General features: G+C 66.8%; 21 protein-coding genes. 16 read left to right on the top strand and 5 right to left on the bottom strand.

Annotated features, from left to right (window positions below; translation table 11 throughout):
* Positions 1-92: 92 nt before the first annotated feature.
* The 3 genes from lptG (at position 93) to pdxA (ending at position 3845) form a co-directional block, all read left to right on the top strand.
* Positions 93-1187 (top strand): LPS export ABC transporter permease LptG, encoded by a 1095-nt coding sequence (lptG, locus tag M5E06_RS06640; protein ID WP_109073123.1) that lies wholly within the window; start codon positions 93-95, stop codon positions 1185-1187.
* 172 nt (positions 1188-1359) lie between these two features.
* Entirely contained in the window at positions 1360-2820 is a 1461-nt protein-coding gene (locus M5E06_RS06635) for a peptidylprolyl isomerase (protein WP_252137595.1), read from the top strand.
* Positions 2817-3845 (top strand): 4-hydroxythreonine-4-phosphate dehydrogenase PdxA, encoded by a 1029-nt coding sequence (gene pdxA, locus M5E06_RS06630; RefSeq protein WP_252137594.1) that lies wholly within the window; start codon positions 2817-2819, stop codon positions 3843-3845. Before M5E06_RS06635 ends, pdxA begins: the two co-directional genes overlap by 4 nt.
* A gap of 83 nt (positions 3846-3928) precedes the next feature.
* Here the strand turns inward: pdxA and M5E06_RS06625 are convergent, their stop codons facing one another.
* Entirely contained in the window at positions 3929-4570 is a 642-nt protein-coding gene (locus tag M5E06_RS06625; protein ID WP_252137593.1) for a LabA-like NYN domain-containing protein, read from the bottom strand.
* 267 nt (positions 4571-4837) lie between these two features.
* Here M5E06_RS06625 and rpoZ point away from each other — a divergent pair, with 267 nt between their 5' ends.
* The 7 genes from rpoZ (at position 4838) to era (ending at position 11637) form a co-directional block, all read left to right on the top strand.
* The gene (gene rpoZ / locus M5E06_RS06620; protein ID WP_109150067.1) at positions 4838-5272 is read left to right on the top strand and encodes a DNA-directed RNA polymerase subunit omega; all 435 of its coding nucleotides are present in this window, start codon (positions 4838-4840) and stop codon (positions 5270-5272) included.
* A 142-nt stretch (positions 5273-5414) separates the two neighbouring features.
* Entirely contained in the window at positions 5415-7574 is a 2160-nt protein-coding gene (locus M5E06_RS06615) for a RelA/SpoT family protein (protein ID WP_252137592.1), read from the top strand.
* A 119-nt stretch (positions 7575-7693) separates the two neighbouring features.
* Positions 7694-8446: a pyridoxine 5'-phosphate synthase gene (locus M5E06_RS06610; RefSeq protein ID WP_252137591.1), complete on the top strand. Its 753-nt coding sequence runs from the start codon at positions 7694-7696 to the stop codon at positions 8444-8446.
* Positions 8443-8928 carry a holo-ACP synthase gene (acpS, locus tag M5E06_RS06605; protein ID WP_252137590.1) on the top strand — a complete coding sequence of 162 codons (486 nt, stop codon included), beginning with the start codon at positions 8443-8445 and terminating at the stop codon, positions 8926-8928. The genes M5E06_RS06610 and acpS overlap by 4 nt, the downstream gene beginning before the upstream one ends.
* Positions 8925-9692 carry a signal peptidase I gene (gene lepB, locus M5E06_RS06600; RefSeq protein WP_109073131.1) on the top strand — a complete coding sequence of 256 codons (768 nt, stop codon included), beginning with the start codon at positions 8925-8927 and terminating at the stop codon, positions 9690-9692. The genes acpS and lepB overlap by 4 nt, the downstream gene beginning before the upstream one ends.
* Positions 9693-10478, top strand: a complete 786-nt coding sequence (gene rnc, locus M5E06_RS06595) for a ribonuclease III (RefSeq protein WP_252137589.1) — start codon at positions 9693-9695, stop codon at positions 10476-10478.
* A 253-nt stretch (positions 10479-10731) separates the two neighbouring features.
* Positions 10732-11637 carry a GTPase Era gene (gene era / locus M5E06_RS06590; protein WP_109073170.1) on the top strand — a complete coding sequence of 302 codons (906 nt, stop codon included), beginning with the start codon at positions 10732-10734 and terminating at the stop codon, positions 11635-11637.
* A gap of 120 nt (positions 11638-11757) precedes the next feature.
* On the opposite strand, the gene M5E06_RS06585 is transcribed toward era, so the two are convergent.
* Positions 11758-12063 carry a hypothetical protein gene (locus M5E06_RS06585; RefSeq protein ID WP_252137588.1) on the bottom strand — a complete coding sequence of 102 codons (306 nt, stop codon included), beginning with the start codon at positions 12061-12063 and terminating at the stop codon, positions 11758-11760.
* A 472-nt stretch (positions 12064-12535) separates the two neighbouring features.
* Positions 12536-12817, bottom strand: a complete 282-nt coding sequence (locus tag M5E06_RS06580; RefSeq protein ID WP_252137587.1) for a (2Fe-2S)-binding protein — start codon at positions 12815-12817, stop codon at positions 12536-12538.
* Positions 12818-13024: 207 nt separating this feature from the next.
* Here M5E06_RS06580 and M5E06_RS06575 point away from each other — a divergent pair, with 207 nt between their 5' ends.
* Positions 13025-13996 carry an SAM-dependent methyltransferase gene (locus M5E06_RS06575; protein WP_252137586.1) on the top strand — a complete coding sequence of 324 codons (972 nt, stop codon included), beginning with the start codon at positions 13025-13027 and terminating at the stop codon, positions 13994-13996.
* A gap of 24 nt (positions 13997-14020) precedes the next feature.
* On the opposite strand, the gene M5E06_RS06570 is transcribed toward M5E06_RS06575, so the two are convergent.
* Positions 14021-15601: a matrixin family metalloprotease gene (locus tag M5E06_RS06570; protein ID WP_252137585.1), complete on the bottom strand. Its 1581-nt coding sequence runs from the start codon at positions 15599-15601 to the stop codon at positions 14021-14023.
* Positions 15602-15696: 95 nt separating this feature from the next.
* Entirely contained in the window at positions 15697-16692 is a 996-nt protein-coding gene (locus M5E06_RS35475) for a patatin-like phospholipase family protein (protein WP_286208626.1), read from the bottom strand.
* 329 nt (positions 16693-17021) lie between these two features.
* On the opposite strand from M5E06_RS35475, the gene M5E06_RS35470 reads away from it, so the two are divergent.
* From M5E06_RS35470 to M5E06_RS06540, 5 genes are all read left to right on the top strand, one after another.
* On the top strand, positions 17022-17150 hold the full coding sequence (locus M5E06_RS35470) for a hypothetical protein (RefSeq protein ID WP_256379245.1): 129 nt from the start codon (positions 17022-17024) through the stop codon (positions 17148-17150).
* Positions 17151-17433: 283 nt separating this feature from the next.
* Complete coding sequence (locus tag M5E06_RS06555) at positions 17434-18141, top strand: protein phosphatase CheZ (protein ID WP_252137584.1); 708 nt, start codon at positions 17434-17436, stop codon at positions 18139-18141.
* A gap of 4 nt (positions 18142-18145) precedes the next feature.
* A complete protein-coding gene (locus tag M5E06_RS06550) occupies positions 18146-18973 on the top strand; it encodes a hypothetical protein (RefSeq protein ID WP_252137583.1) in 828 nt (275 codons plus the stop codon).
* Positions 18970-19692 carry an OmpA/MotB family protein gene (locus tag M5E06_RS06545; protein WP_136705747.1) on the top strand — a complete coding sequence of 241 codons (723 nt, stop codon included), beginning with the start codon at positions 18970-18972 and terminating at the stop codon, positions 19690-19692. The genes M5E06_RS06550 and M5E06_RS06545 overlap by 4 nt, the downstream gene beginning before the upstream one ends.
* A gap of 1 nt (position 19693) precedes the next feature.
* A complete protein-coding gene (locus tag M5E06_RS06540; RefSeq protein ID WP_252137582.1) occupies positions 19694-23275 on the top strand; it encodes a tetratricopeptide repeat protein in 3582 nt (1193 codons plus the stop codon).
* Positions 23276-23330: the final 55 nt, after the last annotated feature.

Below are 23330 nucleotides of genomic sequence, written 5' to 3'. Positions count from 1 at the left end.
GGCCCGCACCGATCCAATCGGGCGGGGCCGCGCCAGTCCGCCTCAAGCGCCATGGCGGCGCGCCGGGCGGGGCTCCGGAGACCGGACACCGCATGTATTCCTCGCCTACGCTTTCCCGTTACATCGGGCGGCAGTTCATCGTCTGGTTCTGCCTGCTGATGGTGATCCTGCTCGCCATCGTGCTGCTGCTGGACACGGTGGAACTGCTGCGCCGCGCCGGCACCAAACCACATGTGACCTTCGGGCTGGTGGTGGAGATGGCGCTGCTGAAGCTGCCGGAGATCGGGCAGCAGATCTTCCCCTTCGTCATCCTGTTCGCGGGCATGTTCACCTTCTGGCGGCTGACGCGCAGCGCCGAACTGGTGGTCGCCCGCGCCGTCGGCGTTTCGGCCTGGCAATTCCTGATGCCGGTGATGTTCGCCGCCGCCGCCATCGGCGTGGTGAAGGTGACGCTGATCAATCCGGTCGGCGCCGTGTTCATCGCAAAGTACGAGCAGTTGCAGGACCGCTATCTGAAACTGCAGTCGAGCACGCTGAACATTTCGCGCTCCGGCCTGTGGCTGCGCCAGACCAACGAGAAGGAACAGTTCTTCATCCACTCGGAACTGGTGAATCCGGTGACCTTCGAGTTGTCGAACGTCATCGTCTTCCTGTTCGATGCCGATCAGAACTATCTCGGCCGCGTCGACGCGCCCAGCGCCGAACTGAAGGACCGCAAGTGGGAACTGCAGGACGCCGTTCTGAACCGGGCCAAGAAGGATCCGGAGAAGCTCGACAGCTACACGATCCCGACCGAGCTGGACATGGCCACCATCGAAGAGAGCTTCGCCCCGCCGGAGACGATCTCCTTCTGGGAGCTGCCGCGCTTCATCCACACGCTGGAGACCACGGGCTTCCCTGCCGTGCGGCACCGGCTGCATTACCAGTCGCTGCTGGCCCAGCCCTTCCTGTTCCTGGCGATGGTGCTGTTCGCCGCCGCATTCTCGCTGCGGCTGCCAAGGCGCGGTGGGACGATGGCGATGGTCACCGGCGGCGTGCTGACCGGATTCGTCCTGTTCGTGATGACCGACGTGGTCCGCACCTTCGGCATGTCGGAGACGATCCCCATCGTGATGGCAGCGTGGAGTCCCGCCGGCATCAGCCTGCTGCTGGGAACCGCGGCCCTTCTTCATCTGGAGGACGGCTGACGGAAAACGACCGGATGGGGGTGGGGCCATTCGCCGCAAAGCGACCGGTTATCCCCTTCGGTCATAATTCCGCCCAGTTGGTTTCGCACTGAATGGCAAGGTCCGATTCCGTTTGCATGGGGCACCGGCCCCACCGTAATAACGGGCGACCCGTTTTTGGAGCTTGAGCAGCATGTCGAGTTTGCGAGCCGTCCGGACCACCGTCGCCGTGGCGACCGCCTGCGCGCTTCTGGCCCTGCCCGCCGCGGCGCAGTCCGTCAAGGCCGCCGCCGGCGCTGCGGCCCCCCGGCCGACCGACCAGGGCACGCAGGTGGCGCGGGCACCGGGGTCCGAAGGCATCGCCGCCGTGGTGAATGACGAGGTCGTCTCGGTTTCGGACGTCAACGCCCGCATCCGCATGGCTCTGCTGAACGCCGGTGCCGCCGGCAATCCGGAGACGATCAAGCGCCTGACCCCGCAGGTGATGCGCCTGCTGATCGACGAGCGCCTGCAGATGCAGGAGGCAAAGCGCCTCGGCATCACGGTGTCCGCCTCCGAGATCGAGGACGCCATCAAGCGCATCGCCGAGCAGAACCGGATGAATGGACAGCAGCTTCAGGAAACCCTGAAGCGGCAGAATGTCCCGGTCTCCACCCTGAAGGATCAGATTCGCGCGCTGCTCGGCTGGCAGAAGGTGATGCAGCGCCGCATCCGTCAGGAGGTCGTCGTCGGCGAGGACGAGATCGACGCGGCGATGGAGCGGCTGAAGGCCAACATCGGCAAGCCCGAATATCTGGTCGCCGAGATCTTCCTGGCGGTGGACAGCCCTGACCAGGACGACGAGGTGCGCCGCAATGCCGAACGTCTGGTCGAAGAGGTGAAGCGCGGCGGCAACTTCGCCGCGCTGGCCCGCCAGTTCTCGCAGTCGGCCGGCGCCGCGTCGGGCGGCGATCTCGGCTGGGTGCGCAGCGGCGAACTGTCGCCCGAGGTCGACAAGGCGCTGGCCGGGATGCGCGGTGGTCAGCTGTCGGCGCCGATCCGCACCGCCACCGGCTATCATATCCTGCTGGTGCGCGGTCAGCGGCCCTTCGGCAGCAGCGGCGGCGAAGTTCCGATGCCGGTCGCCCAGCCGCCGGCGCCCCGTCCGCAGGCGCGGCCCGACGTGGCCAAGGCCACCGTCAACATGAAGCAGATCATCATTCCGATCGAATCCAAGGAGCAGGCCAAGGCCGTCAAGGAACAGGCCGAGAAGCTGCGCAAGTCGATCAAGAGCTGCTCCGACTTCCAGGCCCGCGCCAAGGAAACCGGCATGCCGGAATCGGGCGACATGGGCACCATGCGGGTCAAGGACATGGCGCCGGGCCTGCAGAACCTCGCGCTGGGCATCCCGCTCGGTCAGGCCAGCCCGGTGCTGATGAGCCCGGCCGCCGCGGTGATCCTGATCGTCTGCAAGCGCGACGTGCCGATGATCCAGCCGCCGCCGCAGGCCCAGCCGGCTCCGCCGCCGCCGGCGGCGCCGACTCCGATCAAGGAGGCCAAGCTGCCCGGTCGCGACGAGATCGAGCGCGAGCTGATCGCCGAGCGGGCGGATCTGCTGTCGCGCCGTTATCTCCGCGACCTGCGCCGCACCGCCTTCATCGAGACGCGCCTGTGACCGCCGCCCCGCCGGACAAGCTGCCGCTGGCCCTCACCATGGGGGAGCCGGCCGGCATCGGCGGGGACATCACGCTGAAGGCCTGGGCGGCCCGGCATGAGGCCGGCTTGCCGCCCTTCGTCGTTCTCGACGACCCTGCGCGGCTGGCGGCGCTCGCCGCGAAGCTCGGGCTGGCGGTTCCGGTCCAGGCGGTGTCGTCGCCGGACGAGGCTGTGGTGCTGTTCGACAGTGCGCTGCCGGTTCTGCCGGTGGGGCTCGGTACCGCTGTCATCGCCGGAAAACCTGACCCTGCCAACGGTGCGGCGGTGATCGCCAGCATCGACCGGGCGGTCGCCCTGGTGCAGGGGGGACAAGCGGCGGCCGTGGTCACCAACCCGATCCAGAAATCCTCGCTCTACGCCGCCGGCTTCCGCCATCCCGGCCACACCGAATATCTGGCGCATCTGGCCGGACTGGCCGACGAGCCGATCATGATGCTGGCGGCGGCCGATCTGCGCGTGGTGCCGGTCACCATCCATGTCTCGGTGCGCGATGCGGTGACCCTGCTGACCACCGAGGCCATCGTTCATGCCGGCCGCGTCACCGCGGCTTCGCTGGCGCGTGATTTCGGCATCGAGCGGCCGAGGCTGGCCGTCGCCGGGCTCAATCCCCATGCAGGGGAGGGTGGGGCGATGGGCCGCGAAGAGATCGACATCATCGAGCCGGCCATCGCCATCCTGCGCGCGGACGGCATCGACGTTTCCGGTCCGCGCCCGCCCGACACCATGTTCCATGCCGCCGCCCGCCGCGGCTATGACGCCGCGTTGTGCATGTACCACGATCAGGCGCTGATCCCGGTGAAGACGGTGGATTTCGACGGCGGCGTGAACATCACGCTGGGGCTGCCCTTCGTCCGCACCTCGCCCGATCACGGGACCGCGCTGGACATCGCCGGCACGGGCGCCGCCAACGCGACCAGCCTGATCGCTGCGCTGAAAACGGCCGACCGCATGGCGCGGAACCGGCGGCGCACGAGCGCTCCTTAGTCGCAGCACTTCGGCAAAACACTGCCACAAATGAAAAAGGAGCGCTCGTGCGCTCCTTTTTTCATGCCGTCCTTCCGGTGCGATCAGCCCCGGTCGTCGGGATCATACATCGTCGGCCCGCTCTGTTGGTCATGGTGGGACGGCGCCTGCTCGCGGTGATGGTGGGTGCGGGCGATGAAGGGCGCCAGATCCTGGAGTTCGATGAAGTTGTCGGCCTGACGACGCAGTTCGTCGGCGACCATCGGCGGCTGCGAGCGGACCGTGCTGACGACGCTGAAGCGCACGCCCTTGCGCTGAACCGCCTCCACCAGCCGGCGGAAGTCGCCGTCGCCGGAGAAGAGCAGGATGTGATCGACATGGTCGGCCATCTCCATCACGTCGATGGCCAACTCGATGTCCATATTGCCCTTGATCTTGCGCCGGCCCGATGCGTCGGTGAATTCCTTGGTCGGCTTGGTGACCATGGTATAGCCGTTGTAGTCGAGCCAGTCGACCAGCGGACGAATCGGGGAGTATTCTTGGTCTTCGACCAACGCGGTGTAGTAGAAGGCGCGAACCAGCCGGCCTTCCCCGGCGAACCCGTCACGCAACCTTTTGTAATCAATGTCGAAGCCCAACGAACGCGCTGCGGCGTAGAGGTTGGCGCCGTCTATGAACAGAGCGAGACGCTCTTCCTTGTAAAACAACTTGCTGACATCACGCGGCAAAGTCGAATTGCGGTCCAATGCCAGATTCCTTCCATCGCTGCTTGTGAAAATATGCATGGATTACGCGGAAAGACCCGCGTTCCAATTTTGAAATCTAGTGTATTGGACGCAAACATACAAGGGGCCAGCAGCCGCCGACTGTTCCGGGACACCACATTGATGTATAGGGACATTTTTATGGGGCGTTCCCCTGGCGCAATGCAGCAACGCTGTCGTTCGCGCTTGCACCTATCGGGCCACATCCATATAGTCTAGAGCCTCCTATGACTCCGGAGTTCGTCTGGCATGGCCCGCGTTACCGTTGAAGATTGCGTCCTGAAGGTTCCGAACCGTTTCGAGCTGGTCATGATGGCCGCCCAGCGCGCCCGCGAGGTCGCGAGCGGCGCTCCGCTGTCGATCGACCGCGACAACGACAAGAACCCGGTCGTGGCGCTCCGCGAGATCGCGGACGAGACGGTGTCGCTGGACTATCTGAAGAACGCCCTGATCAAGGGCCATCAGAAGCATGTCGAGCCGGATGAGCCTGAGGAAGAGATCGTCGAACTGATGGCCGGCGAGAACGACTGGGCCGCGCGCGGCAACACCTCGCTGGGCGACGAAGACGGCATGAGCGAGAGCGACGGCGAGGAACTGGCTGAGGACGACGACATCGCCGCGGACATGGATGCCGAGCCGGGCGCTGGTTTCGCCATGACCGAGGATCCCGACGGAGACCTCTGATTCTGGACAACGACCGCAGAACACGGAGGGGGCTCGACGCCCCCTCATCGAAGAATGGGGTGGGGAGCATCCGGCTCCCTTTTGGTTCGCTCAGGACCACCACGCACACATTTGAGGCGCCGCGCGCGCCGGGTCGGGCCGCATGATCCGGCAATACGAGCTTGTCGAGCGCGTCAAGGCGTATGATCCCTCGGCCGACGAGGATCTGCTCAACCGCGCCTATGTCTTCTCGATGAAGGCGCACGGGTCGCAGACGCGCGCGTCGGGCGATCCCTACTTCCTCCATCCGCTGGAGGTCGCCGGTATCTTGACCCAGATGAAGCTGGACGCCGGCACCATCGCCACCGCGCTGCTTCACGATACGGTCGAGGACACCGTCGCCACGCTCGAAGACATCGAGAGGGTGTTCGGCAAGGAAATCGCCCGCCTGGTCGACGGCGTCACCAAGCTGTCGCGGCTGGAGTTGAACAGCGAGCAGGCCAAGCAGGCGGAGAATTTCCGCAAGCTGGTCATCGCCATGTCGGAGGACATCCGTGTCCTGCTGGTGAAGCTGGCCGACCGGCTTCACAACATGCGCACGCTGTTCCATCTGAAAAAGCCGGAAAAGCGCCGCCGCATCGCCCGCGAAACCATCGAAATCTACTCGCCCTTGGCCGAACGCATCGGCATGCACAAGATCAAGGACGAACTGGACGATCTTGCTTTCGCCGAACTGAACCCGGACGCGCGCGACAGCATCCTGGCCCAGTTGGCCCGTCTGCGCAGCGAGGGTGAGAACCGCGTCCAGACCATCATCACCGAGCTGCGCGAGCTGCTGGCCTCCGAAGGGCTGCCTGACGTATCGGTGACCGGCCGCGAGAAGTCGGCCTATTCGATCTGGCGCAAGCTGCAGCGCAAGAATGTCAGCTTCGAACAGCTGTCCGACATCATGGCCTTCCGCATCACGGTCGGCACGGTCGGCGAATGCTATCAGGCTCTGGGTATCGTCCACGCCCATTATCCGGTCGTGCCGGGTCGCTTCAAGGACTACATCTCCACGCCCAAGCCCAACGGCTACCGCAGTCTGCACACCGGCGTGATCGGTCCCGGCCGCAATCGGATCGAGGTGCAGATCCGCACCCAGGACATGCACGAGATCGCCGAGCTGGGCGTCGCCGCCCACTGGGCCTACAAGCAGGATCACCAGCCGCGCCCGAATGGTGGCGAATACCGCTGGCTGCGCGAGCTGCTGGACATCCTGGAGCATGCGCAGAAGCCGGAAGAGTTCCTGGAACACACCAAGCTGGAGCTGTTCCAGGATCAGGTCTTCTGCTTCACGCCGAAGGGCGATCTGATCGCGCTGCCGCGCGGCGCCACGCCGGTCGACTTCGCCTATGCCGTCCATTCGCAGGTCGGCGACCATTGCGTCGGGGCCAAGATCAACGGCCGCATGCTGCCGCTGCGCACCCAGCTGCAGAACGGCGATCAGGTCGACATCGTTACCTCCAAGGCGCAGACGCCGGTTCCGGGCTGGGAACGCTTCGTCGTCACCGGCAAGGCGCGTGCCCGCATCCGCAAGTTCCTGCGCACCCAGCAGCGCGCCCAGTACATGGAGCTGGGCCGCGGCATGCTGATGCGGCAGTTCAAGTCGGAAGGCTACGAGTTCACCGAAAAGGCTCTGGAAGCCGCCACCAAGATCTTCCAGCAGCCGACTGTGGACGATTTGATGGCCGGTGTCGGCTCCGGCCTGCATTCGGTGCGCGAGGTCTTCCACGCCGTCTTCCCCGGCCACAAGGCCCAGACCGCACCCGCCGTCCGCGAGACGGAGGAGAGCGCGCCGAAGCCGAAGGCGAAGAACCGCAAGGAATCGGCGCTGCCGATCCGCGGTCTGATTCCGGGCATGGCCGTGCATTACGCCCGTTGCTGCCACCCGCTGCCCGGCGACCGCATCGTCGGCATCGTCACCACCGGCAAGGGCGTGACGATCCACACCATCGACTGCGAGACGCTGGAGAGCTTCCACGAATCGCCGGAACGCTGGATCGACGTGTCGTGGGAGACCGGTCCGGATTCGCCGGAAGAGCATGTCGGCCGCATCAGCGTCGTCATCGCCAATGAACAGGGCTCGCTTGGCACGCTGTTCACGGTGATCGGCAAGAACCAGGGCAACGTCATCCATCAGAAGATCACGAACCGCAGCACCGACTATTTCGAGCTGCTGATCGACATCGACGTGAAGGATGCCAAGCACCTGACCAACATCATGGCCGCCCTGCGCGCCACCCCGGCCATCCATTCGGTGGAGCGGGCGCGGGGACGGTAAATTCCCTGTCATCCGCGGCTGCACCGGTCGGTTCGGCGTGACGGAAGGCCGGTGCACCGCTATATAGACGGAATCGCCCCCGCCCGTTCCGGCGGGCGGCGGCGCTTTGGAGTCCGTGCATGTCCCGTTTCCTGCGCCTCGGCGTGAACATCGACCATGTGGCGACCGTCCGCAACGCGCGCGGCGGGGCGCATCCCGATCCCGTGCGCGCGGCAAGGCTCGCCATCGAGGCCGGGGCCGACGGGATCACCGCCCACCTGCGCGAGGACCGGCGCCACATCGTGGATCGCGACATCGAGCGGCTGATGGCCGAGATCGATCGCCCGCTGAACTTCGAAATGGCGGCCACCGGCGAGATGCTGGGCATCGCGCTGCGCCACAAGCCGCACGCGGCCTGCCTCGTTCCGGAAAAGCGCACCGAGGTCACCACCGAAGGCGGGCTGGACGTGATCGGCCAATACGACCAACTGGTCCGGCCGGTCGGGGAGTTGGGCGCCGCCGGCATCCGCGTTTCACTGTTCATCGATCCGGAACCGGCACAGCTCGACGCCGCCAAGCGCCTCGGCGCTCCGGTGGTGGAACTGCACACCGGCGCCTATTGCGACGCTCATGACCCGGCGGCGCGCGAGGCGGAGTTGGCGCGCATCGTCCGCGCCGCCGCCCATGCCGAGGCCATCGGGCTGGAGTGCCATGCCGGCCATGGCCTGAGCTACGACACCGTCGGTCCGGTCGCGGCGATCCAGACCATCGTCGAGTTGAACATAGGCCATTTCCTGATCGGCGAGGCGATCTTCGTCGGATTGACCAACGCCATCGCCCGCATGCGCAAGGCGATGGACACGGCGCGGAACGCGGCGGCGCCCGCCTCATGATGATGTCCGGCACCATCCTCGGCATCGGCAACGACCTGATCGACATCCGGCGGGTCGAGAAGTCGCTGGAGCGTTTCGGACAGCGCTTCATCGACCGCATCTTCACCGAGGTCGAGCAGGCCAAGTCGGAACGCCGCGCCGGCTCCGCCGCGAAGAACAACGCCCGCGCCTCGACATATGCCAAGCGCTTCGCCGCCAAGGAGGCGTGCTCCAAGGCGCTGGGCACCGGGTTTCGCGACGGGGTGTTCTGGCGCGACATGGGGGTGGTCAACCTGCCGTCCGGCCAGCCGACCATGCGCCTGACCGGCGGGGCGCTGGCCCGGCTGGAGGCGATGACGCCGCCGGGCATGCGCGCCCGCATCCATGTGACGCTGACCGACGAATACCCGATGGCCGAGGCCTTCGTCGTCATCAGCGCCGAACCGATCGAGTCCGCCCCAACCAAGCCCACAATGCCAACCAATACGGCGAACCCAGAATGACCTTTCAGAAAGAAACGGCGTCCAGCGCCAAGACCAAGGAATCCGGGTTCGCCGAGACCGTCAAGACGGTGATCTTCGCCGTGCTGATCGCCTTCGGCGTGCGGACGTTCGCCTTTGAGCCGTTCAACATTCCGTCGGGGTCGATGATCCCGACCCTGCTGATCGGCGATTACCTGTTCGTGTCGAAATACAGCTACGGCTACAGCAAATACACGGTCGGCTTCGGCCTGCCGCTGTTCGAGGGCCGTATCTTCGGCTCCATGCCGGAGCGGGGCGACGTGGCGGTGTTCAAGCTGCCGCGCGACAACAAGACCGACTACATCAAGCGGGTGATCGGGCTGCCGGGCGACAGCATCCAGATGATCGGCGGCATCCTGCACATCAACGGCCAGCCGGTGAAGCGCGAGCGGATCGAGGACTACGTCACCACCGATCCGCTGGGCCGCAGCATCCGCACCGCGCAGTTCATCGAGACGCTGCCGAACGGCCGCACCCACCGCATCATCGAGGAGTCGGACAACGGTCCACTCGACAACACCCCGGTGTTCAAGGTGCCGGCCGGCCACCTGTTCATGATGGGTGACAACCGCGACAACTCGCTGGACAGCCGCGTGCCGTCGCAGGTCGGGTTCGTTCCCATCGAAAACATGGTCGGCCGCGCCGAATTCCTGTTCTTCTCACTCGACGAGGGCACGCGCTTCTACGAGATCTGGCGCTGGCCGGTCGATCTGCGCTTCAGCCGTCTGTTCAACGGAGTCCGGTAAGTGTCCACCGTCACCAAGGCGCCTGCCGATGCAGGCGCCGGCTCCGAACCCGAGGCCGATGGCGCCGTCCAATCCGCGGACGTCGCCGGCCTCGCGCGTGCGCTGGGCTACGAGTTTTCCAACCCGTCGCTCCTGCGGGACGCGGTCACCCACCCGAGCCTGATGGGGCTGGAACGGGCCGGCCGCAAGTCGCACAAGGGGCCGGGCATCGCCTATGAGCGGCTGGAGTTCTTGGGCGACCGCGTCGTCGGGCTGGTGGTCGCGCAATGGCTGCTGGAGCGTTATCCGAACGAGCGCGAAGGGGCGCTGGCCAAGCGGCATGCAGCGCTGGTTCGCCGGGAATCGCTGGGCCGCGTCGCCGACGCCCTCGGGCTGGGCGCCTATCTGCGCCTGTCGCCGGCGGAAGCGCAGAGCGGTGGGCGGGAGAATCGCACCATCCTGGGCGATGCCTGCGAGGCGGTGCTGGGCGCCATGTATCTCGACGGTGGGTTGGAGCCGGTGACGCGCTTTGTCCGCCACGCGCTGGCCGGCGAGATCGACAAGGCGACGCCGCCGCCGCTGGACAGCAAGACGACGCTGCAGGAATGGGCGCAGGGGCGCGGAAAGCCGCTGCCCCGTTATGAACTGATCGAACGCAGCGGCCCGGCGCACGAGCCGCTGTTCGTGGTTGCGGTGCATGTCGAGGGAATGGAGCCGGTCAGCGGCTCCGGCTCGTCGAAGCGCATCGCGGAAAAGAAGGCGGCCAGCACATTGCTGCGCCAGGTGGGAGTACAGGTCGATGACTGACGGTCGCGACGACATCGACAAGAACAAGGTCCAGCCCGGTTCCGAGGCTGTGGAGCCGACACCGGAGTCCGTGGGCCCGGAGTCCATGAAGGACGACGAGGCGCTCGACCATGAGGACGGCGACGTCGGGAGCGAGGACGCCGACGAGGGCGACTTCGACGGCGAAGACGGCGAATACGAGGACGATGAGTACGAGGATGATGAGGATGCTCCGCGCGGGCAGCCCATCTCCGTCCTGCCGCCGCTGCTGACGATGCCGGAGCATCCGCGCTGCGGCTTCATCGCCCTGGTCGGCGCACCCAATGCCGGCAAGTCGACGCTGCTGAACGCGATGATCGGCAGCAAGGTGTCGATCGTCAGCCCGAAGGTGCAGACCACCCGCACCCGCGTGCTGGGCATCACCATCCAGGGCGACGCCCAGATGATCTTCGTCGACACCCCCGGCATCTTCAAGCCGAAGCGCCGGCTGGACCGCGCCATGGTGGCGGCGGCCTGGCAGGGGGCGGAGGACGCCGACGTGATCGGCGTGCTGTACGACGTGTCACGCCGCTCGATCGACGAGGACACCCGCAGCATCGTCGCCCGGCTGAAGGAGCAGGGGCGCGAGGCGATCCTGATCCTGAACAAGATCGATCTGGTGAAGCGCGACGTCCTGCTGGGCATCGCCGACGCCTTCCGGCAGGAAGGGATCTTCTCCGACATCTTCATGGTGTCGGCCTTCACCGAGGACGGCGTCGCCGATCTGAAGCAGTTCCTGGCCGACCGGCTGCCGGAAGGGCCGTGGCACTTCCCGGAGGACCAGATCTCCGACATGCCGATGCGCCTGCTGGCGGCGGAGATCACCCGCGAAAAGCTGTTCCTGCAGCTTCACCAGGAGCTTCCCTATTCCGCCACGGTGGAGACCGAGGTGTGGGAGGAGTTCGACGACGGATCGGTGAAGATCTCACAGGTCATCTTCGTGCAACGCGAAAGCCAGAAGGCCATTGTGCTGGGCAAGGGTGGCCAGCGGATCAAGGCTCTGGGTTCCGCCGCGCGGTCCGAGTTGACGGCGATGCTGGAGCGTCGCGTCCACCTGATCCTGTTCGTGAAGGTGCGCGAGGGCTGGGTCGACGACCCGGAACGCTATTCGGCCTGGGGGCTGGATTTCGGGGCGTCCTGAACGACAAAGGCCCTCTCCCGCGGGAGAGGGCCTTTTCCATTCCAGGGCTGTAGCTTTATGGTTGGCGATCGGATTCACGCTCCAAATCGATTCCGATTTCACACGATCCGATCTAAAGCCTCAGGCGGCCAGCAGGCGTAGATGGCCGTCGAATTCGTCAAGCGCACGCATCAGGTCCATCATCGCCTGGTCGGCCTGGGCACGGGCGAAGGGCCATGCGTCGTCATCGGCCATGTGGGTGGCCTCGATGCGGGCGATGGCACGATTGTTCAGTCCGCGGAGGCGGTCGAGCGTGCGCTCCCACGTCTCTCGCCGGTCGCTGCCCGCGCGCTCCACCATGGATCGCAGGGTTTCCATGCGGTCGGTGGCGCGCAGCACGAGCTCACGGCTCAGCGTGTCGAAGGCTTGCCGGTTGCGGCGGCTCATGAGATGTCCTCCTTTGATCCTCAACCGATTTTGACCTCTCGGCCGGCTGGCAGGATAGCCCCGCGCCGATACTGCGCAAACGCACCGGAAGCGCAGTCGTCACAGCCCCTTCGGGAGAAGCCGTAGCGATTTTGCGATGCGATTTAGCAGTTGCGGGATATCCGTCCGAATCCAAATCCCGCCGGGTTGCCCCGGCCTAAAAAGGACAAGGCAAACCCGGTGGCCGAGGAAGTCTTCCTGGTTGGATTGCGTTTCCTCCAGGGCCGGTTTCATCCGGCCCGTTGGCGTTTTTATACGCCGCCTTTTTGACGACGTTCTTTTGTTTTGGTGACGCTTTTGTGCCGGATTGGCAGGGCAGGGTCAATCCGCCCAAAAATCATAGACGGCGCGCAATCTGTCGCAGCCTAAAGGCGAGGTTGTAACCCTCAAACCGGGCAGAAAGCCGGAAGTGGTAGAGCGTTCGTGCGCGTGCTCACTCGGCCGCGACGGCGTAGGCGGGGATGGCTTCGGCATTGGCCGGTTCCGGCATCGCCGTGCCGCAGCAGGGGGCGGCCGCGGGCGTCGCGGCGATGGCGGCCTGTTGGGCCATGACGGCGCGATGCTCGCTGGCCATGCTGCGCATGGTGGGCACGCATTTGCCGCATTGGACCTGGCAATTGTGATGGCGGAACACCGAGGCCGGGGTCGTGGCGCCTTGATCCAGCGCGGCCTTGACCTTCTTGTCGTTCAACGCGTGGCAGATGCAGACGTACATTAGCCCTCGGCGACGTTCGGATGCGGAGCATTTCCCGGGTCCAGCAATAGCTGAGAGTGAGAATCGTTGTCAATGCTGCTATTGCGAACCGATCGCATATAAGAGGATTCGAGACGCTTTGTCACAGCCCCCTTCGCGTCAGTTCGAAAGGGGCGTGCCGCATCCTTGCGCTTGCATTCGGCGGCCGGCGGCGGTAGCCCGTGGGGCATGGACGACAGCACCCCCAAAAACGCTTCCGAAAACGCTCCGCAGCCCTCGCCGGGCGCGGTGGTGACCCCGCTTGGCCAGACGGTTTATCTGGCGGCGGACGGCTTCCTCGACGATCTGGTGGCGGAACTGGGGGAGGTCGCGTCGGTCGACGACCGGCTGGTCTTCGTCGACGGCCCGGCGCGCCCGGCCGCCTGGGCGCAGAACATCTGGTACGACCCGGTGCGCATCGAGTTCTCCTCGATCAAGGGCGGTGCCAAGGCGCTGCGCGGTATCCAGCGGAATTGGGCACTGTGGTCGCAGCGGCATCACCGCCGCGCTGCCCTGATCCAGGAGAACCTGCCGCACGTCTCTGCCAAGCCGGTGGTCTTCCCGTCGCCCCTGCCGACGGCGCCGCTGGGCTCCTGGACGCTGACGGACGAGTCCACCATCATCGCCGCGGCACGCTGCTCCAGCCCCTTCCGCAACGGTGAAGTGACCTTTGTCGAGAACCGGACAGTGCCGCCCAACCGCGCCTATCTGAAGCTATGGGAGGCACTGACCCTGTTCGGGGAGCAGCCGGGGCCGGGCGACCGCTGCCTCGATCTCGGCGCCTGTCCGGGTGGCTGGACCTGGGTGCTGCACGAGTTGGGGGCGTCGGTGGTCAGCGTTGACAAGGCGCCACTCGACCCCGCCATCGCCGCCCTGCCGCGGGTGGAGATCCGCCAGGAAAGCGCATTCGGCCTGAAGCCGGCGGCGGTCGGCCCGGTCGACTGGCTGTGCTGCGACGTGATCTGCTACCCGACCCGGCTTCTGCGGCTGGTGAAGGAGTGGATGGACAGCGGGCTGGCCAAACGCTTCATCTGCACGCTGAAATTCCAGGCGGAAACCGACCATGAGACCGCCCGCGCCTTCGCGGCGATCCCCGGCGGCCGGGTGATCCACCTGCACCACAACAAGCACGAACTGACTTGGATGTGGCCGGCGCAGTGAGCGCCGACCCTTCGCCTAATTCTGTCAGGCCACCGCCCGCCCTTCGGCATAGCCGAAGCTGACATAGTGCTGCCGTGCTCCCGACAGGCTGCCGCCGACGGCGGCCTTGACGTCGGGGTTCGCGGCCAGATAGGCGGCGGCATTGAATCTGCTGAGAGACCGTCCCTCGAACCTGCCGAACTGGATGTAATGCAGCTCCACGGCTTCGCGGTTGTTGCCGTAGGCGGCGATCAGGTCGGGGTTGCTGGCTTCGTAGGACAGCGTGTCGAACAGGCTGGAATTGCGGCCCTCGCGATAGCCGTGATCGATGAAGTGACGGGTCGCCGCAGTGGCATCGGTTCCGAAGGCCGACATCAGATCGCCGTAGCCGGCCAGATAATTGTAGGGGTCGAATCCGCTCAGGCTGCGGCCTTCGTAAACGCCGGAGTTGGCGAGATGCTGGGCCGCGGCGGCCGTGTCGGCGCCGAACGCGGCGATCAGGTCGCCATTCGACGCGATGTAGCGCAAGGTGTCGAAGCTGCCGGACACCGTGGCCGACAGCGCGCTGCTGCTGTCGGAAAAGCGCAGATACTCGATGTTGGTCAGGACATCGGTGCCGTTAGGGCCGTTGACGATGGTGTGGCTGCCGTCCAGCTGCTGGACGCTGTATTGCGCGCGGCTGCCGCTGAACACCACCGTGTCGGTGCCGGCGCCGCCATCCAGCACATCGCCCAGGCTGTTGACGGTGAAGTTGTCGTTGCCGCTGCCGCCGATCGCCTGCTGCATCTTCGTGCCGTAGGCCAGCGCCAGGAATGTGGTGGAGCCGGCGCTGCTGAACTGCCCGTCGCGCAGGTCCAGCGACAGCGCCGCCGTCTGGGCACTGCCGTTCAGGCTGTTGTGCCCGTTGGGGTCCCACAGGGTGATGAAGCTGCCGGTGTTCAGCGTGTAGCTGGTGTCGCCGGGGGCGGCCGACATGTTGGCGCCGTAGAGATACTGGATCGCCGCGATGTCGTAGAGGCTGGGGCCGGTCAGATTGACGCCCGACGGCAGGGCGTCGTTGTCGTTGTAGGACATGATGCTGTAGGCATAATTGTCCTGGGCGGACGACAGGTACGGACCCTCCGTCCCCTCGCTGGAGCCGGCATTGTAGTTGCCGGGATGCTTCAGGCCCAGCGCATGGCCGATCTCGTGGATGATCGTCATGTAGCCGTAGCTGCCCGTCGTCGGGTCGGTGTTCGTGGAACTGTCGTTGGCCAGGAAGACCTGACCGCCCTGGGAGGCGGTGGAGGGGTAGTAGGCGTAGGCTGCCGACTGGCCGTACTGTCGATTGGTGCCGAAGGCGATCGTCGCGTTGGCGGCGTCGGAGGTCTCGACGAAGGTGACGTTCGAGACGGCGCTCCAGGTCGCAAGCGCCTGCCGGACGGCAGCCTGCTGGGCGCTGTTCATTGCCGCGAAGCCGACGGCGTCGGATGAGGAGACCTGCCGCGAGCTGGACAGGAACCCATAGGTGACGGTGACCGCGCCGCCGACCGAACTGCCGTTCAGCACCGTGCTGTTGGCGCCCCAATGCGGTGTTCCGCTGGCGATAAGGGCGGAGATGCTGGTGGTCAGCGCGGACTGGCTCATGGGCGCTCGGCTCTTGCGACAATCGGGGTAGGACGTCCGGACGACGTCCGGACCACCCCTATACGAAATACGAGCAAGGTCACCAGCGCAATAGGTCAGGCACGGCGCAGCGCAAGTTCGATGGACGGACGCAGCATCGAGGCGGCGGCATGGCCGATCTCCACCGCCTCCGCCGCGCGGTCGAACTCCAGGATGCCGATATGGGCAAGCCGCGGCGCGATCAGCACATCCGGCGGCTCACCGGCCAGCCGCGAGCGGGTGATGCGGTCCTGCATGATGTCGATGGAGCCCGCCATAACCTCCAGGGCGTTCGGCATCTGCTTGTGGGCGTGGGCGTCGTCGATCTGATCGGCCAGGAAACGGGTCCGCTGGGTTGGCTTGCGGCCGAGCCAGGTGGAAATTTGGCTGGTCAGGTGCGAAAAGGCGGGCGAGCCGGCATCGCCGCCGGCGACCACCGGTTCCGGCACCTTGGCCGACACCGCTTTGACTCCATCCGATTTGCCGCGGCCGTTCGGCCGTCCCAGCGGGGACAGCTCGCTGTTCAGGTTGACCGCCACCACCACGTCGGCCCCAAGGGCCCGGCACAGCGAGACCGGCACCGGATTGACCAGCGCGCCGTCGACCAGCAGGTGGTGATCGCGCCGCACCGCCGGGAACAGGCCGGGCATGGCGGCCGACGCCAGCACCGCCGACATCAGCGGGCCGTCGCGCAGCCACATTTCGCGCCCGGTCGACAGATCGGTGGCGACGGTGGCGAAGGGCAGGGGCAGATCCTCGATCAGGACATTGCTGCGTTCGTTGTCGAAGCGGCCGAACGCCTTCTCGGCGGCGACCAGACCGCCGCGGCGGAAGGTGAGATCGATGATGCCCAGCATGCCCAGCCAGCCCATCTTCTGCGCCCAGGACTGCAGCTCGTCCATCTGGTCGGTCAGATAGGCGGCCCCGACCGCGGCCCCGATGGAGGTTCCGCAGATGATGTCGGGCTTGATCCCGATTTCCTCAAGCGCGCGCAGGACGCCGATATGCGCCCAGCCGCGCGCAGCGCCGCTGCCCAGGGCAAGCCCGATCTTCAGGTCGGTTTCCTTCGCCATCCGCTTCCCCTGTCAGCGCCGCCACCAGAATCCGATACCGGCCGGCGGCTTGATCTAGAGCTTATCATCTAGGCATCGCCGGCCGGTATCGGAAGCTGCCGGAAGTGGCACGCCGCCGGAGTGCCGGCGATCGCCGCAGTTGAAATGGCAAATGGCGAAAATTTATCCGACCTTTGACCTGGATCATCGGTTTCAAGGCCGTGACTGTGGCATTTCTGTGCCAGTACGAAGGTGTGATCGTCATTCGGGCTGATTTTAACCATGCGTCAACTGGACCCGATGCATTTTCGTTGCGTTGCAGTGTAGTTCCCGAACGCGGAAGGCTTGCCATGGCCGACGAACTGAAAAGCTTCAGAAAGGACTGGAAACGCTGGTCGACCGCGGAGCGGCTGATTGCCGTTACCCTGCTGGTCCTGGCGGCGCTTCTTGGTGCGCCGGCCGCCGCCGGGCTGTTCTGAGCCCCGACCTGCCGCAATCCGGTCGAACGCGCCACAGTGTGGCGCGCCGGCAACTTCGGCGCCGCCAAGGACGCTGCGGCGCGGTCCTCTTTACGGGCTATTAACCCTCACGACCATAGGCTTGGTCGGCTCGGACAGTTCCTGGGACGGTTGGGCGCCACGATCGGACGGAGCGTCGAACCTCCGCCGCAAGGGCACTCGACGGGCGCTCGCTGGAGGGCGCGGACCGGGGTGGTTCCGGCATATTCCGCCAAGGCCTTGCCCCTCTCGCTGGACACGCCCGATGACCTTCTCCGCCCAATCCGCCGTGACGGAACAGAAGCTCCTGAGACAGCGCCTCGACGCCGCCTTCGCGGAAGCAGCAAAGCCGCTGTCGCGTGACGAGGTGACGGACATCGTCCGCAACATCCTGGGCAGCATGGACGGCGACATCTCCGCCACCGACCTGCGCCTCTACAAGGAGGTCGTGGACCTCGCCAAGTTCATCGAAACGGCCAAGCAGGAAATCGCGGCGCTGCAGCCGGCCGAAATCCGCGACGAACATATCCGCACCGCCACGGACGAGCTGGATGCGGTGATCGGCGCGACCGAGAAGGCGACCTTCGCCATCTTCGACGCCTGCGACGCCATCGGCGCCATCGCCGGCCAGACGGACGCGGACAGCTCGGCGAAGCTGAACGACCAGATCACCAAGATCTACGAGGCCTGCAACTTCCAGGACATTACCGGCCAGCGCATCAGCAAGGTGGTGCGGACGCTGAAGCACATCGAATCGAAGGTCGACATGATCGTCGCCGCCTTCGGCAGCGAAGTGCGCCAGAACCACGCCCCGCGGCTGGCCAAGCTGGCGGCGGAGGAGGCGGAGGCCGCCGTCCATTACGAACCGATGACCGAGGAAGAGGCGGACAAGCAGCTTCTGCACGGGCCGCAGATGCCGGGCAACGCCATGGACCAGGACGAGATCGACCGTCTGCTGGCCAGCTTCGACTGACGCCATGCTGCCCGGCGCACCCATCAGCAGGCCCACCGGCGGCCACACGGCCCAAGGTGCAGGACCGGGCACGGGGAACGCCGGGCTGTCGCCGCTGCGGGTCGCGGGTGCCGGCGGTGTCGGTGCCAGGTCCGGTGTTGGCGGCCATGCCAACCCGAACAACGGCAGCATCCTGCTTCTGCTGTCGCTGTTCCTGCTGCTTCTGGTCTTCTTCATCGTGCTGAACGCCAATTCGGTGCAGACGGTGCAGAAGGTGAAGGCGGTCGCCGCCTCGCTGGAGCGGACCTTTCCCAGCTTCGTCATCGACCCGCGCCTTCGTGAGGGCGCCGAACCGGTGGCCTCGCGCGCCGGGACCGTCTTCGCCGTGCAGCGGCTGGACGATGTCGGCACCCTGTTCGCCACCGCGGTGGCGGTCGCCAAGGTCGAGGTGGTCGCTCCCGGCCAGTTGCTGGAGGTCCGGCTGCCGGCCGACGACCTGTTCCTTCCCGGCACCATGACCCTCCGGCCGGACCGCCAGGGCCTGATTGACCGCATCGCCGATGCCCTGCGCCAGTCGCGCCAGGGCGAGCGGGTGGAACTGGACGCGCTGCTCGGCATCGGGCCGACGGGAACGCCCAGCCAGCCGCCGGGGCCGGTCGCCCGTGCCGGGGTTCTGGCCCGCGCGCTGGTCGAGGATGGGGCGCCGGCCGGCAACGTCACCATCGGGATCGAGCGCGGGGAGCCGGGCGGCGTGCGCCTGCTGTTCTCCCTGCGCTGGGACGAGGATGGGGCGGCGGCAAATGCGGCTCCCAAGCTGGCCCCGAAGGCGGGGAAGACGGAGGTGCGGAAATGATCCGCATTCCGGGCGTCGTCAGCAAGGCCGGGGCGGAAGCGGACGATCGCGGCGGACAGCGCAAGACGCTGTGGCTGATCAGCTTCACCGACCTGATCTCGCTGATGCTCGCCTTCTTCGTCCTGATGTATTCGATGAGCGAGCCGGAGGCGGAGCGCTGGACCCGTCTGGCAAAGGGCGTGGCGGAGGCGATCCCCGCCGCGCGCTCGACCGCCAGCACTCCGTCGGATCGGCCCACTGATCCCGGCGCCGCCTTCAACGCCAAGGCGGTGGAGGCCAGGGCGGCCATCGACCTGCATTATCTGGCGGCCCTGCTGGGAAGCCAGCTGCGGTCGAATACGGAACTGGCGGTGGTCGAGGTTCGGCGCGAAGATGACCGTGTCGTCATCCGTCTGCCGGGCGAGCGGATGTTCGATCCCACCGGCGCCGCCTTCACCGAGGAGGGGCGGCGGGTGCTGTTCCTGCTGGGCGCCGTCATCGGCCGGATCGGCAACCGGATCGAGCTGGTCGGCCATGCGGAGCACGAGGATGCGACCGGCGGCGTGGCCTGGGAACGGGCGCTGACGCGGGCGGTCGCCGTGTCCGCCGCGCTGCGCGAGACCGGCTATCGCCGCGATCTGGTGGCACGGGCGGTGATGATGCCGGTTGATGGGGCAGGGGGCGCCGGCAACGGGCGCCTGCCGGTGGACATCGTGGTGCGAGAGGAAGGAGCGGATTGAGGTGACGGACCGGACGGCCCAAGAGTGGAAGCGTTGGCTGCGCGGCTGTGCCGCTGCGGTGGCGCTGCTTGCCGTGCCGGTCCTGCTGTCTCCTCTGGATGCGGACGCCGCCACGGTTCCGGTGCGCGGCGGCACCCACAAGGACTTCGGCCGGCTGGTCTTCGACTGGCCGGGCAAGGTCGATTACACCGCGTCGGTCGAGGGCGACCGGCTGGTCGTCACCTTCACCGACAGCATCGACGCTCCGCTCGATCGCCTGGTAAGGGCTCTGCCCAGCTATCTGGCCGCCGGACGGGTCGAGGCGGATGGCAAGACGGTCTCCTTCGACCTGAAGCGCCCGGTCTCGCTGAAAAGCTTCCGCAACGGCAACGCCATCGCCATCGACCTGTCGCCGGCCGCACCGCAGACGGCCGTCAAGGCGGAGGACGCGAAGCCCGAACCCGCGAAACCCGAACCCGCGAAAGCAGAGACCACGAAAGCGGAGGCGGTAAAGCCGGTGCCGTCCGCCGGGCGGCTGCGCGTGCGTGGGGCCGACCAGCCGGACCAGAGCCGCCTGACCTTCGACTGGCCGTCGCCGGTCGGCTACACGGTCACGCGCGACGGCGCCGCGGTGACGGTCGCCTTCGACAAGGGCGGCACCGCCGATCTGTCGGCTGTTTCCAAGGCGGCGTTGCGCAACATCCGGAATGTGGAAGCCTATCGGCGGGCCGATGGCGCGCTGGCGGTGACGCTGGCCGTGCCGCAGGATGCCGAGGTGACCGACAGCGCATCGGGCAAGTCGGTGGTGCTGTCCGTCGGCAATCCCGGCTCCCGCGCCGGCCTGCCCAAGAGCGACGCTCCGCCCGCCGCCGGTTCCCAGGGGACCGCTGCGGGGCAGGGCAGCAGCCAGGGCAGCAGCCAGGGCAGCAGCAGCCAGCCGGCGCCGGCCAAGGACACCGCCGGGGAAGGCGGCAGGGACGCGCCCACGATGGCGTCGGCGACCTCCAGCCTTTCCGCAATCGCGGCCAATGCCGCGGCGCCCCACTCTGCGGCCAATGTCGTGGCCCCCAGCGTTCCGCCGGCGGAGGCGAAGGCCGCGCCCGCAGCGCCTGCCGATGCCAAGGCCCAGCCGGCGGCAGGCCCGAAGGGACCGGTGCTGACCTTCGACACCGGCGGACCGGCCTCCATCGCCGTCTATCCGCGGGCGGGCCAGCTTTACGTCGTGTTCGACCGGCCGATGCCGATCGGTGCCGGCAAGCTCAGCGGCCCCGGGGCCGAGCTGATGGGGGCGGTGGAGCCGGTACCGGCGACCGGCGGCACCGTGTTCCGCACCAAGATCGGTCCGATGGTATGGCCGACCGTGGAACGGCAGGGCACCACTTGGCGCATCCTGTCCTCCGCCCGCCCCGCCAACATGGGCAGCGCCGGCGATCTCCGGGTGGAGCCCGACCCCGACTTCCTTCTCGGCGCCCGGCTGCTGGTGCGCGCGCCCGACGCGGCGAACGTCGTGCAGTTCGCCGATCCCGACGTCGGCGACCGCATCCAGGTGGTTCCGCTGCCCAGCCCCGGGCAAGGCGTGCCCGAACCGCACCGTTACCCGGACCTGGAAGTCATGCCCTCCTATCAGGGCGTGGTGGTGCGGCCGATCTCCGACAATGTGACGGTGCGCGCGATCAAGGAGGGGGTGGAACTGACCACCGCCGGCGGGCTGCACCTGTCGCCGGCCGCCGATGCAGGCAACCCGGCGGTCGCGCCGCCGCCAGCACCGGCATCAGCCCCCCAGCCGGTTCCGTCGCAGCTGGCCGCGGCGCCGCTTCCGGTCAATCCGCCGGCCGGTGGCGCCTCGTCCGCCATGGAGCCGCCGAAGGCGCAGCCCGCCCAGATGCAGGGTCGCCGCCTGTTCAATCTGCCGGCCTGGAAGCATGGCGACCTCGACCATTTCACCGAGGCGCGGCAGGACCTTCAGCTGGCCGTCGTCAATGCGCCGGAATCGGAGCGGCCGAAGGCGCAGCTCGACCTCGCGCGGTTCTATTTCGCCAACGGGTTCGGGCAGGAAACGCTCGGTATGTTGGACGTGCTGCAGCAGAACCAACCCGATCTGGAAGGCTGGCCGGAGTTCCGCGCGCTGCGCGGTGCCGCCCGCGTGCTGACCGGCGACCTCGACGGGGCGGAGGCCGACCTGTCGATCCCGTCGCTGGCCGGCAATCCGGAAGCCAATTTGTGGCGCGCCGCCATCGCCGCCGACCGCCGCGACTGGCCCAAGGCGATGGCCGGCTTCAAGGCGTCGGGCCCGATCCTGAACAGCTACCCCGAACCGATGATCGGAAAGCTCGGCCTGAGGGCGGCGGAAGCGGCGCTGGAGACGCGCGACTCCGCCACCGCCAAGCGGCTGTTCGACCGCGTGATCGAACACAGCGGCCCGGATCAGGAGGAGAACCCGCAGACGCAATATCTGCGCGGCCTGCTCTTCGCCCAGACTGGCGAGATCGATCAGGCGCGGGAACAGCTGACCGCCGCCTACAACAGCTATGACCGGCTCTATCGCGCCAAGGCCGGGCTGGCGCTGACCAATCTGGAACTGTCGGAAGGCAAGATGTCGCCGACCGCCGCGGCGGAGCAGCTGGCTGGCCTGACCTTCACTTGGCGCGGCGACGATCTGGAAATGCAGATCCGCTCGCGCATGGGCGAGGTGCTGATCGCCGGCGGCGAATATGCTAAGGGCTTCAACACCATGAAGGAGACGGCGGCCCTGGTCGCCGACACGCCCAGAGCCGAGGCGATCACCAAGGAGATGTCGCGCATCTTCGCCGACCTGTTCAAGGATGGGGCGCAGCGCCTGCCGACGCTGGACGCGCTGCAGCTCTACGATCAGTTCCGCGAGTTGACCCCGGTGGGGGAGGCTGGCGACGAAATCATCCGGCAGCTGGCGGAAAGGCTGATCTCCATCGATCTGCTGAACCGTGCGGCCGACCTGTTGCAGCATCAGGTCGAATACCGCCTGTCCGGTCTGGACAAGGCGCGGGTCGGCACGCGGCTGGCCTCCGTCCGGCTGCTCGACAACAAGCCGGAAGAGGCTTTGAAGGCGCTGGAACTTTCGAATGTCGCCGGGCTGCCGGCCGATCTGACGGCGGAACGGCGGCTGATGCAGGCCAAGGCGCTGGCCGAGCTGAACCGCGGCGACGAGGCGATGCAGCTTCTGGCCCAGGACGACAGCACCAACGCCAACCTGCTGCGTGTCGACATCGCCTGGAAGGGTCAGAAATGGGATGCTGCGGCGCTGGCCCTGAACAAGGTGATCGGCCCGCCACCCGCCGCCGGCAAGCAGCTGGACCCCAACATGTCGCAACTGGTGCTGAATCGCGCGGTGGCGCTGGCGCTGGCCGGCGACGGCAACGGGCTGAATCTGTTGAAGAAGGATTTCGAAGGGTCGATGAAGGGCGGGCCGAATGAGGATGCTTTCCGCATTCTGACCCGCCCCGAACAGGCGATGGGCCTGATCGACGTCGGCACCATCCGCTCCCGCGTCGCGGAGGTGGATATGTTCAAGAAGTTTTTGAAGGAATATCGCGGCGGGAAGCAGTCAGCCGATAAGCCGACTTCCTAAAGCCCACTTCATAAGGCGGCGGGACGCCTTGCGGGGGGATTGCGGCGCCCCGCCG

It is taken from the genome of Azospirillum sp. A1-3, from assembly GCF_023806445.1.
Taxonomy (GTDB): domain Bacteria; phylum Pseudomonadota; class Alphaproteobacteria; order Azospirillales; family Azospirillaceae; genus Azospirillum.
This window is presented reverse-complemented; position numbering and strand designations above follow the sequence as displayed.

Excerpts from the sequence above, each read along its gene's own strand:
- lptG (WP_109073123.1), top strand. The coding sequence starts at position 93 with ATGTATTCCTCGCCTACGCTTTCCCGTTACATCGGGCGGCAGTTCATC.
- M5E06_RS06580 (WP_252137587.1), bottom strand. The coding sequence starts at position 12,817 with ATGTACGTCTGCATCTGCCACGCGTTGAACGACAAGAAGGTCAAGGCC.
- M5E06_RS06545 (WP_136705747.1), top strand. The coding sequence starts at position 18,970 with ATGATCCGCATTCCGGGCGTCGTCAGCAAGGCCGGGGCGGAAGCGGAC.
- lepB (WP_109073131.1), top strand. The coding sequence starts at position 8,925 with ATGACCTTTCAGAAAGAAACGGCGTCCAGCGCCAAGACCAAGGAATCC.
- M5E06_RS35470 (WP_256379245.1), top strand. The coding sequence starts at position 17,022 with ATGGCCGACGAACTGAAAAGCTTCAGAAAGGACTGGAAACGCTGGTCG.
- M5E06_RS06550 (WP_252137583.1), top strand. The coding sequence starts at position 18,146 with ATGCTGCCCGGCGCACCCATCAGCAGGCCCACCGGCGGCCACACGGCC.
- M5E06_RS06635 (WP_252137595.1), top strand. The coding sequence starts at position 1,360 with ATGTCGAGTTTGCGAGCCGTCCGGACCACCGTCGCCGTGGCGACCGCC.
- rpoZ (WP_109150067.1), top strand. The coding sequence starts at position 4,838 with ATGGCCCGCGTTACCGTTGAAGATTGCGTCCTGAAGGTTCCGAACCGT.
- M5E06_RS06610 (WP_252137591.1), top strand. The coding sequence starts at position 7,694 with ATGTCCCGTTTCCTGCGCCTCGGCGTGAACATCGACCATGTGGCGACC.
- M5E06_RS06555 (WP_252137584.1), top strand. The coding sequence starts at position 17,434 with ATGACCTTCTCCGCCCAATCCGCCGTGACGGAACAGAAGCTCCTGAGA.
- acpS (WP_252137590.1), top strand. The coding sequence starts at position 8,443 with ATGATGATGTCCGGCACCATCCTCGGCATCGGCAACGACCTGATCGAC.
- M5E06_RS06570 (WP_252137585.1), bottom strand. The coding sequence starts at position 15,601 with ATGAGCCAGTCCGCGCTGACCACCAGCATCTCCGCCCTTATCGCCAGC.
- era (WP_109073170.1), top strand. The coding sequence starts at position 10,732 with ATGCCGGAGCATCCGCGCTGCGGCTTCATCGCCCTGGTCGGCGCACCC.
- M5E06_RS06575 (WP_252137586.1), top strand. The coding sequence starts at position 13,025 with ATGGACGACAGCACCCCCAAAAACGCTTCCGAAAACGCTCCGCAGCCC.
- M5E06_RS06615 (WP_252137592.1), top strand. The coding sequence starts at position 5,415 with ATGATCCGGCAATACGAGCTTGTCGAGCGCGTCAAGGCGTATGATCCC.
- M5E06_RS35475 (WP_286208626.1), bottom strand. The coding sequence starts at position 16,692 with ATGGCGAAGGAAACCGACCTGAAGATCGGGCTTGCCCTGGGCAGCGGC.
- M5E06_RS06585 (WP_252137588.1), bottom strand. The coding sequence starts at position 12,063 with ATGAGCCGCCGCAACCGGCAAGCCTTCGACACGCTGAGCCGTGAGCTC.